13 protein-coding genes are annotated in these 12647 nt (G+C 63.3%); 10 read left to right on the top strand and 3 right to left on the bottom strand.

Annotation, left to right across the window (positions count from 1 at the left end; all coding sequences use genetic code 11):
- Positions 1-55: 55 nt before the first annotated feature.
- The gene (locus Q0718_RS08025) at positions 56-1102 is read right to left on the bottom strand and encodes a ribonucleotide-diphosphate reductase subunit beta (RefSeq protein ID WP_298916077.1); all 1047 of its coding nucleotides are present in this window, start codon (positions 1100-1102) and stop codon (positions 56-58) included.
- A 259-nt stretch (positions 1103-1361) separates the two neighbouring features.
- Between Q0718_RS08025 and Q0718_RS08020 the strand changes: the two genes are divergently transcribed.
- Positions 1362-2930, top strand: coding sequence for an AarF/UbiB family protein (locus Q0718_RS08020; protein WP_298916075.1), 1569 nt, complete (start codon positions 1362-1364; stop codon positions 2928-2930).
- A gap of 11 nt (positions 2931-2941) precedes the next feature.
- Here Q0718_RS08020 and Q0718_RS08015 read toward each other — a convergent pair whose 3' ends face one another.
- On the bottom strand, positions 2942-3385 hold the full coding sequence (locus Q0718_RS08015; RefSeq protein WP_298916072.1) for an HAD family acid phosphatase: 444 nt from the start codon (positions 3383-3385) through the stop codon (positions 2942-2944).
- 82 nt (positions 3386-3467) lie between these two features.
- Between Q0718_RS08015 and coaBC the strand changes: the two genes are divergently transcribed.
- Genes coaBC through moeB form a run of 6 tightly spaced genes read left to right on the top strand, consistent with a single transcriptional unit; the run spans position 3468 to position 8410 of the window.
- Positions 3468-4685, top strand: a complete 1218-nt coding sequence (gene coaBC, locus Q0718_RS08010; RefSeq protein ID WP_298916070.1) for a bifunctional phosphopantothenoylcysteine decarboxylase/phosphopantothenate--cysteine ligase CoaBC — start codon at positions 3468-3470, stop codon at positions 4683-4685.
- Positions 4682-5182 (top strand): hypothetical protein, encoded by a 501-nt coding sequence (locus tag Q0718_RS08005; protein ID WP_298916068.1) that lies wholly within the window; start codon positions 4682-4684, stop codon positions 5180-5182. Before coaBC ends, Q0718_RS08005 begins: the two co-directional genes overlap by 4 nt.
- Positions 5183-5239: 57 nt before the next feature.
- Positions 5240-5692 (top strand): dUTP diphosphatase, encoded by a 453-nt coding sequence (dut, locus tag Q0718_RS08000; RefSeq protein WP_298916066.1) that lies wholly within the window; start codon positions 5240-5242, stop codon positions 5690-5692.
- Positions 5689-6654: an HWE histidine kinase domain-containing protein gene (locus Q0718_RS07995; protein WP_298916063.1), complete on the top strand. Its 966-nt coding sequence runs from the start codon at positions 5689-5691 to the stop codon at positions 6652-6654. The genes dut and Q0718_RS07995 overlap by 4 nt, the downstream gene beginning before the upstream one ends.
- 33 nt (positions 6655-6687) lie before the next feature.
- Positions 6688-7668: a cysteine synthase A gene (gene cysK / locus Q0718_RS07990; RefSeq protein ID WP_298916060.1), complete on the top strand. Its 981-nt coding sequence runs from the start codon at positions 6688-6690 to the stop codon at positions 7666-7668.
- 4 nt (positions 7669-7672) lie between these two features.
- The gene (moeB, locus tag Q0718_RS07985; RefSeq protein WP_298916057.1) at positions 7673-8410 is read left to right on the top strand and encodes a molybdopterin-synthase adenylyltransferase MoeB; all 738 of its coding nucleotides are present in this window, start codon (positions 7673-7675) and stop codon (positions 8408-8410) included.
- 63 nt (positions 8411-8473) lie between these two features.
- Here moeB and Q0718_RS07980 read toward each other — a convergent pair whose 3' ends face one another.
- Positions 8474-8923: a GAF domain-containing protein gene (locus Q0718_RS07980; protein ID WP_298916054.1), complete on the bottom strand. Its 450-nt coding sequence runs from the start codon at positions 8921-8923 to the stop codon at positions 8474-8476.
- Positions 8924-8982: 59 nt separating this feature from the next.
- On the opposite strand from Q0718_RS07980, the gene Q0718_RS07975 reads away from it, so the two are divergent.
- The 3 genes from Q0718_RS07975 (at position 8983) to Q0718_RS07965 (ending at position 12632) form a co-directional block, all read left to right on the top strand.
- Entirely contained in the window at positions 8983-10521 is a 1539-nt protein-coding gene (locus Q0718_RS07975; protein ID WP_298916051.1) for an FAD-binding domain-containing protein, read from the top strand.
- Between the two features lie 81 nt (positions 10522-10602).
- A complete protein-coding gene (locus Q0718_RS07970) occupies positions 10603-11265 on the top strand; it encodes an acyloxyacyl hydrolase (protein WP_298916048.1) in 663 nt (220 codons plus the stop codon).
- Positions 11266-11336: 71 nt separating this feature from the next.
- Positions 11337-12632, top strand: coding sequence for an adenylosuccinate synthase (locus Q0718_RS07965; protein ID WP_298916046.1), 1296 nt, complete (start codon positions 11337-11339; stop codon positions 12630-12632).
- Positions 12633-12647 lie beyond the last annotated feature (15 nt).

The following is a 12647-nucleotide window of genomic DNA, read 5'->3' as shown; positions in this document are numbered from 1 at the left end:
CGACGTGGACGCACATCCCTTCGTTTGTCAGAGATGGAAGCGGCGGAGTGCGGGCCTAGTCGACCGCTTCGGACGACCGTGTGGCCTCGTAGGCGGCGAACCGGTTCCAGACGCCGCTATCGCCATGCCAGTCGCCTTCGGTCGCGCCCTTGGAATATTCCGTCGCGCGCGCCTCGAAGAAATTGGCATGTTCCACGCCGTTCGTGATTTCCGTCAGCCAGGGCAGCGGATGCTCCTCGACGCCGGCATAGATCTTGGACAGGCCGAGCTGGTTCATGCGCCAGTTGGCGATGTAGCGGATGTAGCGCTTGATGTCCTCGGCGGTCATGCCCTCGACGGGGCCTTTCTCGAACGCCAGATCAATGAACTTGTCTTCCAGCTTCACCACCGTCTGGCAGCAATCAGCGATGTCGTCCTTCACGGATGGCGTCAGCGCACCGGTTTCCTTGGCAAATTGGTGGAACAGCTTGATCATGCCTTCGCAATGCAGGCTTTCGTCGCGGATCGACCAGGACACGATCTGGCCCATGCCCTTCATCTTGTTCAGGCGCGGGAAGTTCATCAGCATGGCGAACGACGCGAACAGTTGCAGCCCTTCGGTGAAGCCGCCGAACACGGCCATGGAGGTCAGGATGTCCTTGTCGGTTTCGACGCCGAACTGGCCGAGATAGTCGTGCTTGGCCGCCATCTCCTCATATTCCATGAACATGGAGAACTCGCTGTCCGGCATGCCGATCGTCTCCAGCAGCAATGCGTAGGCGGCGATGTGGATCGTCTCCATGTTGGAGAAGCTCGCCAGCATCATCCGGACTTCCACCGGCTTGAACAGCGGCATATAGTTTTCCATGTAGTTGCCGCCGACTTCCACGTCGCTCTGCGTGAAGAAACGGAAGATCTGCGTCAGCAGATTCTTCTCATCATCGGTCAGATTGGTGGACCAGTCCTTCAGGTCCTCGCCCAAGGGCACTTCTTCGGGCATCCAGTGGATCTGCTGCTGGCGACGCCAGAACTCGTACGCCCAAGGGTAGCGGAACGGCTTGTAGGTCAGGCTCGGCTTGAGAAGGCCGGACGTTCCGGTGCTGATCTGGTCCTGTACGCCCATGTTGCGCTCCATTCGTAAAGGGTCGTCACCCTTGATATCGATTCCACACACCAAGATATGGGGCTTGGCTGTCGTTCGACCACCCATATGTTGTGGTCGCTTTAACGCCACCTTAACATCCCGGTTCCGATTCAAAAGGGCCTGCGACAAGTTGGCTAGGGACAAACCGCCAAGCGCCTGCACCATCGCTGTTCTTTTGTCCGGCCCGTGCGAAAACGCCCCTACACAGAGCGACCAACGCTCCCTATAGCCGCCCTCGATGCTGCGCCGCACCGCCACATTCTTCCGCCTTCTTCGCACCGGATGGGTTCTCGTGCGCCACGATGCGCTCGTGCCGAAGGAATACGAGCCTTTCGTCCCCGGCCCCGTGCGGTTCGTTGCAGGCGTCTCGCGCTTCTTTTCCATACGCGACCGGGACGACAATCCCGGCGCGCGTTTCGCCAATGCGCTGGAAAAGCTCGGGCCCGCCTACATCAAGTTCGGGCAGATCCTGTCCACGCGCGGCGACATGTTCGACCCGGTCTTCGCCGAAGGGCTGTCGCGCCTGAAGGACAAGGTGCCGCCTTTCCCCATGGAGAAAGCCGAGGCGATGCTGGAAGCCGACTGGGGCGAACCGTGGCGCGGCCGTCTGTCCTCCCTGTCCGAACCGGTCGCCGCGGCGTCCGTCGCCCAGGTTCACAAAGGCGTGCTGCGAGAGAGCGGCGAGACCGTCGCCATCAAGATCCTGCGCCCGAACATCGTCGCGCGCATGACCCGCGACATGGACGTCATCAGGCAGGTCGCGAACCTCGCTCATGCCGCCGTTCCGGCCGTCCGCCGCCTGCAGCCCCGGGCCTTCGTCGCCGAAGCCCGGCGCGCCGTGATGCTGGAACTCGACCTGCGGCTGGAAGCGGCGGCCGCATCGGAAATGGCCGACATCGCCACGGCCACCGGCCTGTTCCGGGTACCGGCCATCCATTGGGAGATGGTGGACAAGAACGTCATGGCGACCGACTGGGTCAACGGCACCGCCTTTTCGTCGCCCGACATCCTCGCCTTGCCGATCGAGGAGCGGCGGGAACTGGCGACCGCCGTGATCCAGAGCTTCCTCGCCTCGACCTTCACCTACGGCATTTTCCACGCCGACATGCATGAGGGGAACCTGTTCCGCGATCCGGACGGCAATCTCGTCCTGCTGGACTTCGGCATCTTGGGACGGCTCGGCGACGAGGAGATCCGTTTCGAGATCGACACGCTCTACGGTTTCCTGCAGCGCGACTATTACAAGATCGCGCAAGTCCATTTCGACATCGGCTACGTGCCGCCCCATCACAGCGTGGACGAATTCGCCACCGCCTTGCGCGCCGTCGGCGAACCGATCTTCGGAAAAGCCGCTGAAGATGTGTCCATGTCCAAGGTTCTCTTGCAGCTGCTCGAAATCACCGAGATGTTCGACATGCCGCTGCAGCCGCAGCTCATCCTTTTGCAGAAGACCATGATGCAGGCCGAAGGCGTGGCGCGGCGGCTCGATCCGCATTTCGACATGTGGGAAGCCAGCCGCCCGATCGTGGAAGACGCCGTGAGGGCCGAACTCGGCCCGGAGCGCTATCTGAACGATTTGCTCGACGGGCTGGACCGGACGCGCCGCACCCTCGTCAAGCTGCCCGACGCGACGGAGAACATCGCCAGGCTGGCCGAAGCCTGGGCCAATGGCGAGATCGACCTGTCCCGCGCGCCCATCGTCAAGACGGTCGAAGTCCGGAAGCCCGGATGGCTGCGCCCGGCCGGATATGCCGCGATCGGCGCGGCGATCGCGCTCGGCGGGGCTTGGACCTTGGGACAACTCTAGAAGGGACAATTCTAAAAATTCCCATCCGCGCATTGCAGACAGGTCACGCCGTTCTGCCGCCACATCCCGACCACGCCGTCCCGGTCGTCGACGGCGAACAGGACGGTCCGCCCCTCCTCGATGAAACGCTCCAGGATCTCCTGCTTCACGACGATGTCGGAGCGGAAGTCCCGGTCCGCGCGCATGGTGACGCGGTTGAAGGGGATGCCGTGCCTGTCGAGCCAGTCTTCCGTCGCGCCGCGATGGGCTTCGTTGCGGCCCGTGACGATCTGCAGGTCGTAGTCACCGCTGTGCCAGAGCGTCATGTAGAGCGACACGACCGCCTTGTTGGGCCGGTCTTCGGAAATGCCTTCGTGAAAGCGCGTCCAGTCCTTGCGGCCCTTTCGCCGCACGTGATGGACCCGGTGCGCAATATCGGCGAGCGTGCCGTCCATATCGAAAATGACCGTGTCCAAAGCGTGTCTCCTGCATGGCTGCGAAACAAGCGATACGCGCTCCTCCTTTGCCTCGTTGCACGCAAGCGTCTAAGCCGCGTCCATGGATAGACGCGTTCTCCTCATCATCGGCGGCGGCATCGCGGCCTACAAGTCGCTCTTGTTGATCCGCGAGCTGGCCCGCCGGGGCGTGGCGACGCGCGTCATCCTGACGAAGGGCGGATCGCAATTCGTCACGCCCTTGTCGGCGCAGGCCCTGTCCGGAGAGACGGTGCTGACCGATCTGTGGGACCTGACCGCCGAGTCCGAAATGGGCCACATCGAATTGTCGCGCAGCGCGGACCTGATCGTCGTGGCGCCCGCGACGGCCAATCTGATGGCGCAGGCCGCACACGGTGTCGCCGGTGATCTGGCGACGACGACCCTGCTCGCGACAGATAAGCGTGTCCTGTTCGCCCCGGCCATGAATGTGCGCATGTATCAATCCGAAGCGACGCAAGCCAATATCGCGACCCTGCGCGAGCGCGGCGCTCTGTTCGTCGGACCGGACACGGGCGAGATGGCGTGCGGCGAATTCGGCGACGGACGCATGAGCGAACCGGACGCCATCACCGACGCCGTCATGGCCGCCTTGCAGGGCGACATGACGCTCGACGGATGGCACGCGCCGAAGCCGCTGGCTGGGCGCCGTGCCGTCGTGACGGCTGGGCCGACGCGCGAGCCGATCGATCCGGTGCGCTACCTGTCCAACCATTCGTCGGGCCGGCAGGGCTACGCTATCGCGCAGGCGCTGGCCGATCTTGGCGCCGAGGTGGAATTGGTGACGGGACCGACATCGCTGGCCAAACCCTGCGGCACGACCAATACCGCCGTCGAGACGGCCCGGGACATGTACGACGCCGTCCATGCCGCCCTGCCCGCCGACATATTCGTGTCCGTCGCCGCCGTGGCGGACTGGCGCCCGGCAAACCGGACCGAAACCAAGACCAAGAAGCCTGTCGATGGCCCCGAACCCTTACAGCTTGTCGAGAATCCGGACATACTGCGTTCAGTTTGTCTGTCCGATAAGCGACCCGGGTTGGTCGTGGGATTCGCGGCCGAAACGCACGACGTGGTGGAACTGGCGCGCGCCAAGCGCATTCGCAAGGGATGCGACTGGATCGTCGCCAACGATGTATCCGGCGACGTGATGGGCGGACAGGAGAACGAGATGATCATCGTGACCGATGACGACGAAGTCCGACTGCCGCGCCAGAGCAAACAAGCGGCCGCCAGGGCCTTGGCCCGGCGCATCGCCGCATATTTCGGAGACGATAGATGACAATCAAAGCTTGCATGACCGGCCTGTTGGCGGCCGCGCTGTTTCTGCCTGCATCCGCGATGGCGGGTGCATTCGACCAGTGCGAGATCGTCGTGCTGGAAGAAGTGGTGGATGCGGACGGCGGACGCATGACCGTGGCATCCTACCGTCCTGCCGACGATTTCGTCGCTATTGCCAAGCAGAACCCGTCGGATGTGTCGCTCGACCATAACGGCGCACCGATCCGCGGCGTCATCTGCACGCGCAACGATCTTGTCCCGCAGGCCGACGATTATGCGATCTTGGCGACCGGCGTTCCGCTGACCCTGTCGCAGGATCTGGACAGTGCCGATTCCGACATACTGACGCTCTATTTCGGCGGTGAACGGTTCGAGCACCGGTACAAATCCGACTACCCGATGAGCGACGAATTCTCCACCGCGCTGGAAGAAACCCTGTCTGACTTTTCCGCGCGCGATCACGGTCTCGTCAAAGAGGACGACTCTGCGTCGAATTGATCCGATCCTTTCGATTCCCGGTGGAAGTCATCGCTGAAAACGCCTAGCGGACGCGGCATGAATACGATTTCCATCGAGCTCGTGCGACTGGCGCACATGGACGGTATCGCGCTGCCCCGTTTCGAAACGGCGCAGGCCGCGGGCGCGGACCTGCGCGCCGCCATCGACGCGCCCGTGACGCTAGCGCCGGGCGAGCGCGAACTCGTCCCGACCGGGTTTCGCATGGCGCTCCCGCCCGGCTATGAAGCGCAAGTGCGACCGCGGTCCGGACTGGCGCTCAAGCACGGCGTGACGGTGCTGAACTCTCCAGGAACGATCGATGCCGATTATCGCGGCGAAGTCGGCGTGCTGCTTGTCAATCACGGCCAAGCGGAGTTCACCATCGCGCGCGGCGATCGTTTCGCCCAGATGGTCATCGCTCCGGTGACCCAGGCTGATTTCTCCGTCGTCACGGAACTGGGCGAAACGGACCGCGGCTCGGGCGGTTACGGATCGACCGGAACCGGATGAACGCCGCGCTGGACGAAACACGCCTGTTCGATGACTGGTCCTTGCCGGTCATGATGCTCGATGCCGAGTTGCGGTTCGTCTATGCCAACAAGGCCTATCTGAAATCGGTTCATCGCCATTACGCCGAATTGGACGGCGTCTATGTCTTCGAGGCTTTCCCCGACAGCGAAGAACGGATCGGACCGATCCTGAGCTGTTTCCGCAAGACCCTGTCCGGGGCCGTCACGCGGCTGGACGCGCAGCCCTTTCGGCTGGAACTGGAAGACGGCACGATCCAGGAAACGGTCTGGCGCGCCACGCAGGACCCGGTCCGCGACAAGGACGGTCAGGTTGTCGGACTGATCCAGCGCGCCCAGGACATCACCCGGCAGCACGATCTCGAACAGCGCAACAAAGCCATCGGCTACGAACTGTCGCACCGTGTCAAGAACATCATGGCGGTCGTCAGTTCGGTCGCGCGCATCACGGGGCGCAACGCCACCAATGTCGAGGATTTCGTCCAGAGTTTCACGGCCCGTCTCAACGCCATGAGCCGGACCAACGATCTTCTGGCGCTCGGGGATTGGCGCGGACTGGATGTGCGAACCGTGTTCGAAGACGAACTCAGCCCCTTCGACGAAACGCAGGACGACGCCTACACCCTGTCCGGCCCGGTGGTCAGGCTCGCCATCGACGCGACCAAGGATCTGTCCATGGTCTGCCACGAACTGGCGACCAACGCGACAAAGTATGGCTGCCTGAAAAAACCGGGCGGACACCTGCACGTCGAATGGCGGCGGACCGGTGACAGCCTTTCGATCGACTGGCGGGAAACCTGTTCCCACGAAATCAAGCCGGCCGGGAAGGTCGGCTTCGGCACGCGTCTGTTCGACATGCTGCCTTACGCGACGGTGGAAAGAAACTACACCCCGGCCGGACTCCATCTCACGATAAGGATGGACGGCGAAAAGGTGTTTGCCTAGTCATCCCTTCCGAACGACGACGGAGAAGAGACCATGCGCGCCCACGGCAAGATCTATGACAGCATTCTGGACACGGTGGGCGGAACGCCGCTGGTGCGGCTGCCGCGCATCGCCAAAGGCGTCCCGGCCGATCTCTGCTACAAGATGGAGTTCTTCAACCCTTGCGCGTCGGTCAAGGACCGGATCGGCATCAACATGCTGCGCGAACTGGAAAGGAGCGGCACGCTGGGCGAAGGCGGCGTGATCGTGGAGCCGACCTCCGGCAACACCGGCATTGGAGTGGCCTTCGCGGCCGCCGCCATGGGCTACAAGGCCATCCTCGTCATGCCCGAAAGCATGAGCATCGAACGGCGCAAGATGATGAAGCTGCTGGGCGCCGAGCTCGTCCTGACGCCGGCTTCGGACGGCATTCCCGGCGCGATCGAGGAAGCGGAGAAGATCATCGCCGACACGCCCGGTGCGGTGCGCGCGGGCCAGTTCGACAATCCCGCCAATCCAGCGATCCACTACGCCACGACGGGTCCGGAAATCTGGGAGGATTGCGCCGGCGAGGTCGATGCGATGATCGCGGGCGTCGGCACAGGCGGGTCCCTGACAGGGGCGGGCCGGTTCCTGAAGGAGAAGAACCCCGATTGCCGGATCATCGCCGTCGAGCCGACCGAAAGCCCGATGATCTCCAAAGGCGAAAAAGGCCCGCACAAGATCCAGGGGATTGGTGCGGGCTTCATCCCGGACAATCTGGATATGGATCTGGTGGACGAAGTCGTGACCATCAATTCGGACGCGGCCTTCGGCACGGCCAAGCATGTCGCGGCCGAAGACGGCGTGCCGGTCGGCATCAGTTCCGGCGCCGCCATTGCGGCGAGCCTGCTGGTCGGCGCCCGCCCGGAGATGCGTGGCAAACGCATCGTCACCATCATCCCCAGCTTCGCGGAACGCTATCTGTCCACGCCGTTGTTCGACGATGGGCCGGGTGCGGGCGACGGACCTGCGAAAAAATCCACGGCCCCGTGAGCGGGTGAACCCCGACCAGATCGAACGCTATGCCCGCCATCTCGTCCTGAAGGAAATCGGCGGGTCGGGACAGAATGCGTTGCTGGACGCGAAAGTCGCCATCGTCGGCGCCGGAGGTCTGGGCGGACCGGCCGCGCTCTATCTCGCGGCGGCCGGCGTCGGACGCATCACCCTGATCGACGACGACGCGGTGAGCCTGTCCAATCTTCAGAGGCAAGTGCAGTTCGACACGGCGTCTATCGGCCAATCGAAGGGCCGCAGCCTCGCAGCGCGCCTGGGCGCGATCAATCCGGATGTCGAAGTCACAGTGCAGGATCGGCGTCTGAAACCCGGCAACGCGCAGTCCTTGCTCGCCGACCACGGCCTCGTTCTGGACGGCACGGACAATTTCGCCACGCGTTTCGCCGTCAACGATGCAACGCTGGCGCTCGGCATTCCGTTGCTCTCCGGCGCGGTCGGACGTTTCGATGCCCAGATCGGTCTCTTCGGACCGACCGGCCCATGTTATCGCTGCCTCGTGCCTGCATTGCCGCCGCAAGAGCAAAACTGCGCCGAAGTCGGCGTGGTCGGAGCGCTGACGGGCATTGCCGGATCCGTCATGGCGCTGGAAGCGATCAAATGCATCACGGGTGCCGGCGATACGCTGGCTCGGCGCCTGTGGATATATGACGGGTTGAGAGCCGAGAGCCGAACGGTGCGACTGACGCGCGATCCGGAATGTCCGGCTTGCAGCCATGCCTGATCGTCTTCGGCACCGATTCCGGAGAAAAGTGACTTCTGCCGGAAAAGCTGACTTCGAAAGCCGCTACGCGGCGATCAATCCGGTGATCCGCTCCAGCGCGACTTGGTCGGCTTTCCCGAACGTATCCTTGCGCGTGCTGTCCACATCCAGAACGCCGATCAAGGTCTCACCGTCGAAGACCGGCACGACGATTTCGCTTTCGCTGGCTGCGTCACAGGCGATGTGGCCCGCGAAGGCATGGACGTCCGCCACAACCACCGTCCTGCGTTGGGCGGCCGCCGCGCCGCAGACGCCCTCCCCGAACGGAATGCGCAGACAACCCAGCGTGCCCTGATAGGGTCCGACGACGAGTTCGTCCGGTTTCTCCGGATCGACCAGATAGAAGCCCGTCCAGTAGAAATCCTCGAACGCCTGCGACAGCAGGCACGCCACGGTCGCCAGCCGGGCGGTCCGGTTCGGCTCGCCCTCCAGCACGCCGCAGATCTGCATTTCGACATCGGTGTAATCGCGCATGGGGCGCGACCTAGTGGTGGGCTTCGGCACAATCAAGCGCGCTCGCGCGTAAGTGAACCGTGGCCAAACCCGCAATCCATATCGTTTGGTTCAAGCGTGACCTGCGCACGCATGATCATGCCCCCTTGCTGGCCGGCAGCGAAGGTGGAGCCGTCATCCCGCTCTACGTGGCCGAACCGGACTATTGGCAGCTGCCTGACACGTCGGCCCGGCAGTGGGATTTCATCCGCGAAAGCCTGCACGAACTCGACGCGCGCCTAACGGCGCTCGGCGTACCGCTGATCGTCAGGACCGGGTCGGTGACCGACATATTGTCCGATCTGGCCTCGCGCTACGAGATCCAGTCGCTGCACAGCCACGAAGAAACGGGTAACGACTGGACCTACAGTCGCGATCTGGCAGTCAAGGAGTGGTGTGCCGATCACTCCGTTCCGTGGCAGGAACAGAAGCAGTTCGGCGTGTTCCGCCCCTTGAAAGACCGCGACGGCTGGTCGAAGCGCTGGGACGCCTTGATGCGCGTCCCGCAATATCCGGAACCGGAAAGGTTGACGCCTGTGTCGGGTCTCGCATCCAAAGACCTGCCGACTTGGCGGGATATGAAGATGCGGGCCGATCCCTGCCCCGGCCGCCAGCCCGGTGGGCGCAAACCCGCCCTGGACCTGTTGGACGGGTTCCTGAATGCGCGCGGCCGCCGCTACCGCACCGCCATGAGCAGTCCTGTCACGGCTTTCGACGAATGCTCCCGCCTATCGCCCTATCTGGCTTACGGTTGCCTTTCCATGCGCGAGGCGGCGCAAGCCTTGTGGAAGCGTCAGCGGGATCTGAAGGCCGCCGCCAAAGCCGGTGCCGACGATGACGCCCTTGCCCGTATCAAGCAATGGCGCGGATCGATGCAGAGCTTTTCGGGCCGCCTTCACTGGCATTGTCATTTCACGCAGAAGCTGGAGAGCGAGCCGGGCATGGAGTTCCGCAATCTGCATTCAGGCTATGACGGTCTGCGCCCCGATCCCGGACAGAACAATCTGGCCAACGACCGCCTCTGGGCGTGGAGCGAGGGCCGGATGGGCCTGCCCTTCGCCGATGCCTGCATGCGCGCGCTCAACGCGACCGGCTATCTGAACTTCCGGATGCGGGCCATGCTGATGTGCCTGTCGAGCTATCACCTCTGGCTGCACTGGCGCGAACCCGGACTGGCCTATGCGCGCAAGTTCACCGACTACGAGCCCGGCATCCACTGGCCGCAGGTACAGATGCAGTCCGGCACGACCGGCATGAATGCGATCCGGATCTATAACCCGGTTAAACAAGGCTATGATCACGACCCGGACGGGCGCTTCGTCCGGCACTGGGTGCCGGAGCTGGAATCCGTGCCGGACGAATACATCCAGGAACCCTGGAAATGGGACGAGGCGGACACGGTCATACCGCGTCTCTATCCCGAACGCATCGTCGACCATATGGAGGCGGCCCGGCACGCCCGAGACCGGATCCGGCTACTAAAACGCAGGCCGGGCTTTGCCGAACGGACCGAAGCCATCTACGAAAAACACGGCAGTCGCCGCCGGTCGTCGCGACGGCGCAAGTCTCGCGCCGTCTGAGCGTCACAGATTTGACCGGATGATTGACCCGCACGTCCGAATATGACTAGTCCGTAACCGATTACCAATGAGGATCATCCCGTGAAGCCATTCATCCTAACGGTCGCATTCTTGCTCGGCTTGTCTTCCACGGCTCATGCGCAGCTGTCGGAGCTTCGCGTCGGCGTGACCGAGCACGATGTCGAGATCTTCGGCCTTGGTTCGGACAAGGGCAAGGAGAACAGCGGCGCTATCAATGCCGAGATCCTCTTCGACGAACCTGACTTCCTCAAACCCTTCCTGTCCCCGCAGCCCTGGATCGGCGGCACGCTGAATCTAGGCGGACGCACGAGCTATGGCGGCGCTGGACTCCTGTTCCGCCAAACCTTGGGGGAACGTTTCTACGGTGATTGGTCCACGGGACTGGTCGTGCATGACGGAACGCTGGAAATCGATCTGCCGTCCTTCCTGACGGATCCGTCCTTCCCGCTCGATGTGCTGATAGACGATCCGGACGGCTTGACGCTTGAACAGGTCCGACGCGCACAGATCGAGAACTCGGAATTCGAGCGACGTCTGAACACCGAAATCGAATTCGGCAGCCGCGTCCTGTTCCGCAACGCCTTTACACTCGGATACCGCGTCAGCGACGCATGGGCGGGCGAACTGTTCTACGAACATTTGTCGCACGGCAAAATCCTGTCCAGCGGTCCGAACGAAGGGCTGGACGCCTACGGGGTGCGTGTCGCCTACCGTTTCGATTAGGCTTATCCCCTCGCCATCCCAGTCGGGCTTCGCTAAGGCCCGGCGGTCGCATTTCAAGCGAGGAATATCGCATGGCTAACGTCGTCGTCGTCGGCTCCCAGTGGGGGGACGAAGGAAAAGGCAAGATCGTCGATTGGCTGTCCAGCCGCGCCGATGTCGTCGCTCGCTTCCAGGGCGGTCACAATGCCGGCCATACGCTCGTCGTGGACGGCACGACCTACAAGCTGTCGCTTCTGCCGTCGGGCATTGTGCGCGGCGGCAAACTGTCCGTCATCGGCAACGGCGTTGTCCTGAACCCGTGGGCATTCCTGGACGAAGTCGCGCGCATCCGCGATCAGGGCGTCAAGATCACGCCGGACAATCTGAAGATTTCCGAATCCGCCGCCCTGATCCTGCCGATCCATTCCGAACTGGACGGCATCCGAGAAAACCGCGTGGACGGGGTGAAGATCGGCACCACGAAACGCGGCATCGGTCCGGCCTATGAAGACAAGGTCGCCCGCCGCGCCATCCGCGTCTGCGATCTGGACGACCCGGTCCACCTGAAAGAGCGGGTGGAAAACCTGTTGCACCATCATAACGCATTGCGCGTCGGCCTCGGCCACGACGCGGTCGATGCGGACGCCCTGACCGACAGCCTGATGCAGGTCGCCCCCAAGATCCTGCCCTTCACCGCGCCGGTCTGGCAGGTTCTAGACGACGCCCGGAAGGCCGAAAAGAAAATCCTGTTCGAAGGCGCCCAAGGGGCGATGCTCGACATCGATCACGGCACCTACCCCTTCGTCACCAGCTCCAACACGATCGCCGGACAGGCCGCGGCCGGAACGGGGTTGGGTCCGCGCGCCCTGAATTATGTGCTGGGGATCACCAAGGCCTACACGACCCGCGTCGGCGAAGGACCGTTCCCGACCGAATTGAACGATGCGACGGGCCAGCGGCTCGGCGAGCGCGGGCATGAATTCGGCACGGTCACGGGGCGTCAGCGCCGCTGCGGCTGGTTCGACGCCGTCATGGTGCGCCAAGCCGTCATCACCGGAGGCATCACCGGCATCGCCCTGACCAAGCTGGACGTGCTGGACGGGTTGCCGGAACTGAAGATCTGCACCGGCTACAAGGTGGATTCCAAGATCATGCGCCGCCTGCCCGCCGGGGCGAGCCAGCAATCCATGGTCCAACCGATCTACGAGACGCTCGAAGGGTGGCAAGGCAGCACACGCGGCGCCCGCAGCTGGGCCGGCCTTCCGGCCGCGGCCGTCAAATATGTCCGCCGTGTCGAGGAGCTGATCGGCTGCCCCGTCGGCATGGTCAGCACGTCGCCCGAACGCGAAGACGTCATCCTCATGCGCGACCCCTTCAAGACGGTTTGAGGACGAGTGTTACCC

Source organism: uncultured Algimonas sp. (assembly GCF_947498175.1).
Lineage (GTDB): Bacteria > Pseudomonadota > Alphaproteobacteria > Caulobacterales > Maricaulaceae > Litorimonas.
The sequence above is the reverse complement of the archived record's forward strand: the minus strand, read 5'-3'. Positions and strand labels throughout refer to the sequence as shown.

What these genes read in the sequence shown, in the direction of transcription:
- coaBC (WP_298916070.1), top strand. Translation starts at nt 3,468, where the DNA reads ATGGATAGACGCGTTCTCCTCATCATCGGCGGCGGCATCGCGGCCTAC.
- Q0718_RS08020 (WP_298916075.1), top strand. Translation starts at nt 1,362, where the DNA reads ATGCTGCGCCGCACCGCCACATTCTTCCGCCTTCTTCGCACCGGATGG.
- Q0718_RS08005 (WP_298916068.1), top strand. Translation starts at nt 4,682, where the DNA reads ATGACAATCAAAGCTTGCATGACCGGCCTGTTGGCGGCCGCGCTGTTT.
- Q0718_RS07995 (WP_298916063.1), top strand. Translation starts at nt 5,689, where the DNA reads ATGAACGCCGCGCTGGACGAAACACGCCTGTTCGATGACTGGTCCTTG.
- Q0718_RS07980 (WP_298916054.1), bottom strand. Translation starts at nt 8,923, where the DNA reads ATGCGCGATTACACCGATGTCGAAATGCAGATCTGCGGCGTGCTGGAG.
- Q0718_RS07965 (WP_298916046.1), top strand. Translation starts at nt 11,337, where the DNA reads ATGGCTAACGTCGTCGTCGTCGGCTCCCAGTGGGGGGACGAAGGAAAA.
- Q0718_RS08025 (WP_298916077.1), bottom strand. Translation starts at nt 1,102, where the DNA reads ATGGGCGTACAGGACCAGATCAGCACCGGAACGTCCGGCCTTCTCAAG.
- dut (WP_298916066.1), top strand. Translation starts at nt 5,240, where the DNA reads ATGAATACGATTTCCATCGAGCTCGTGCGACTGGCGCACATGGACGGT.
- cysK (WP_298916060.1), top strand. Translation starts at nt 6,688, where the DNA reads ATGCGCGCCCACGGCAAGATCTATGACAGCATTCTGGACACGGTGGGC.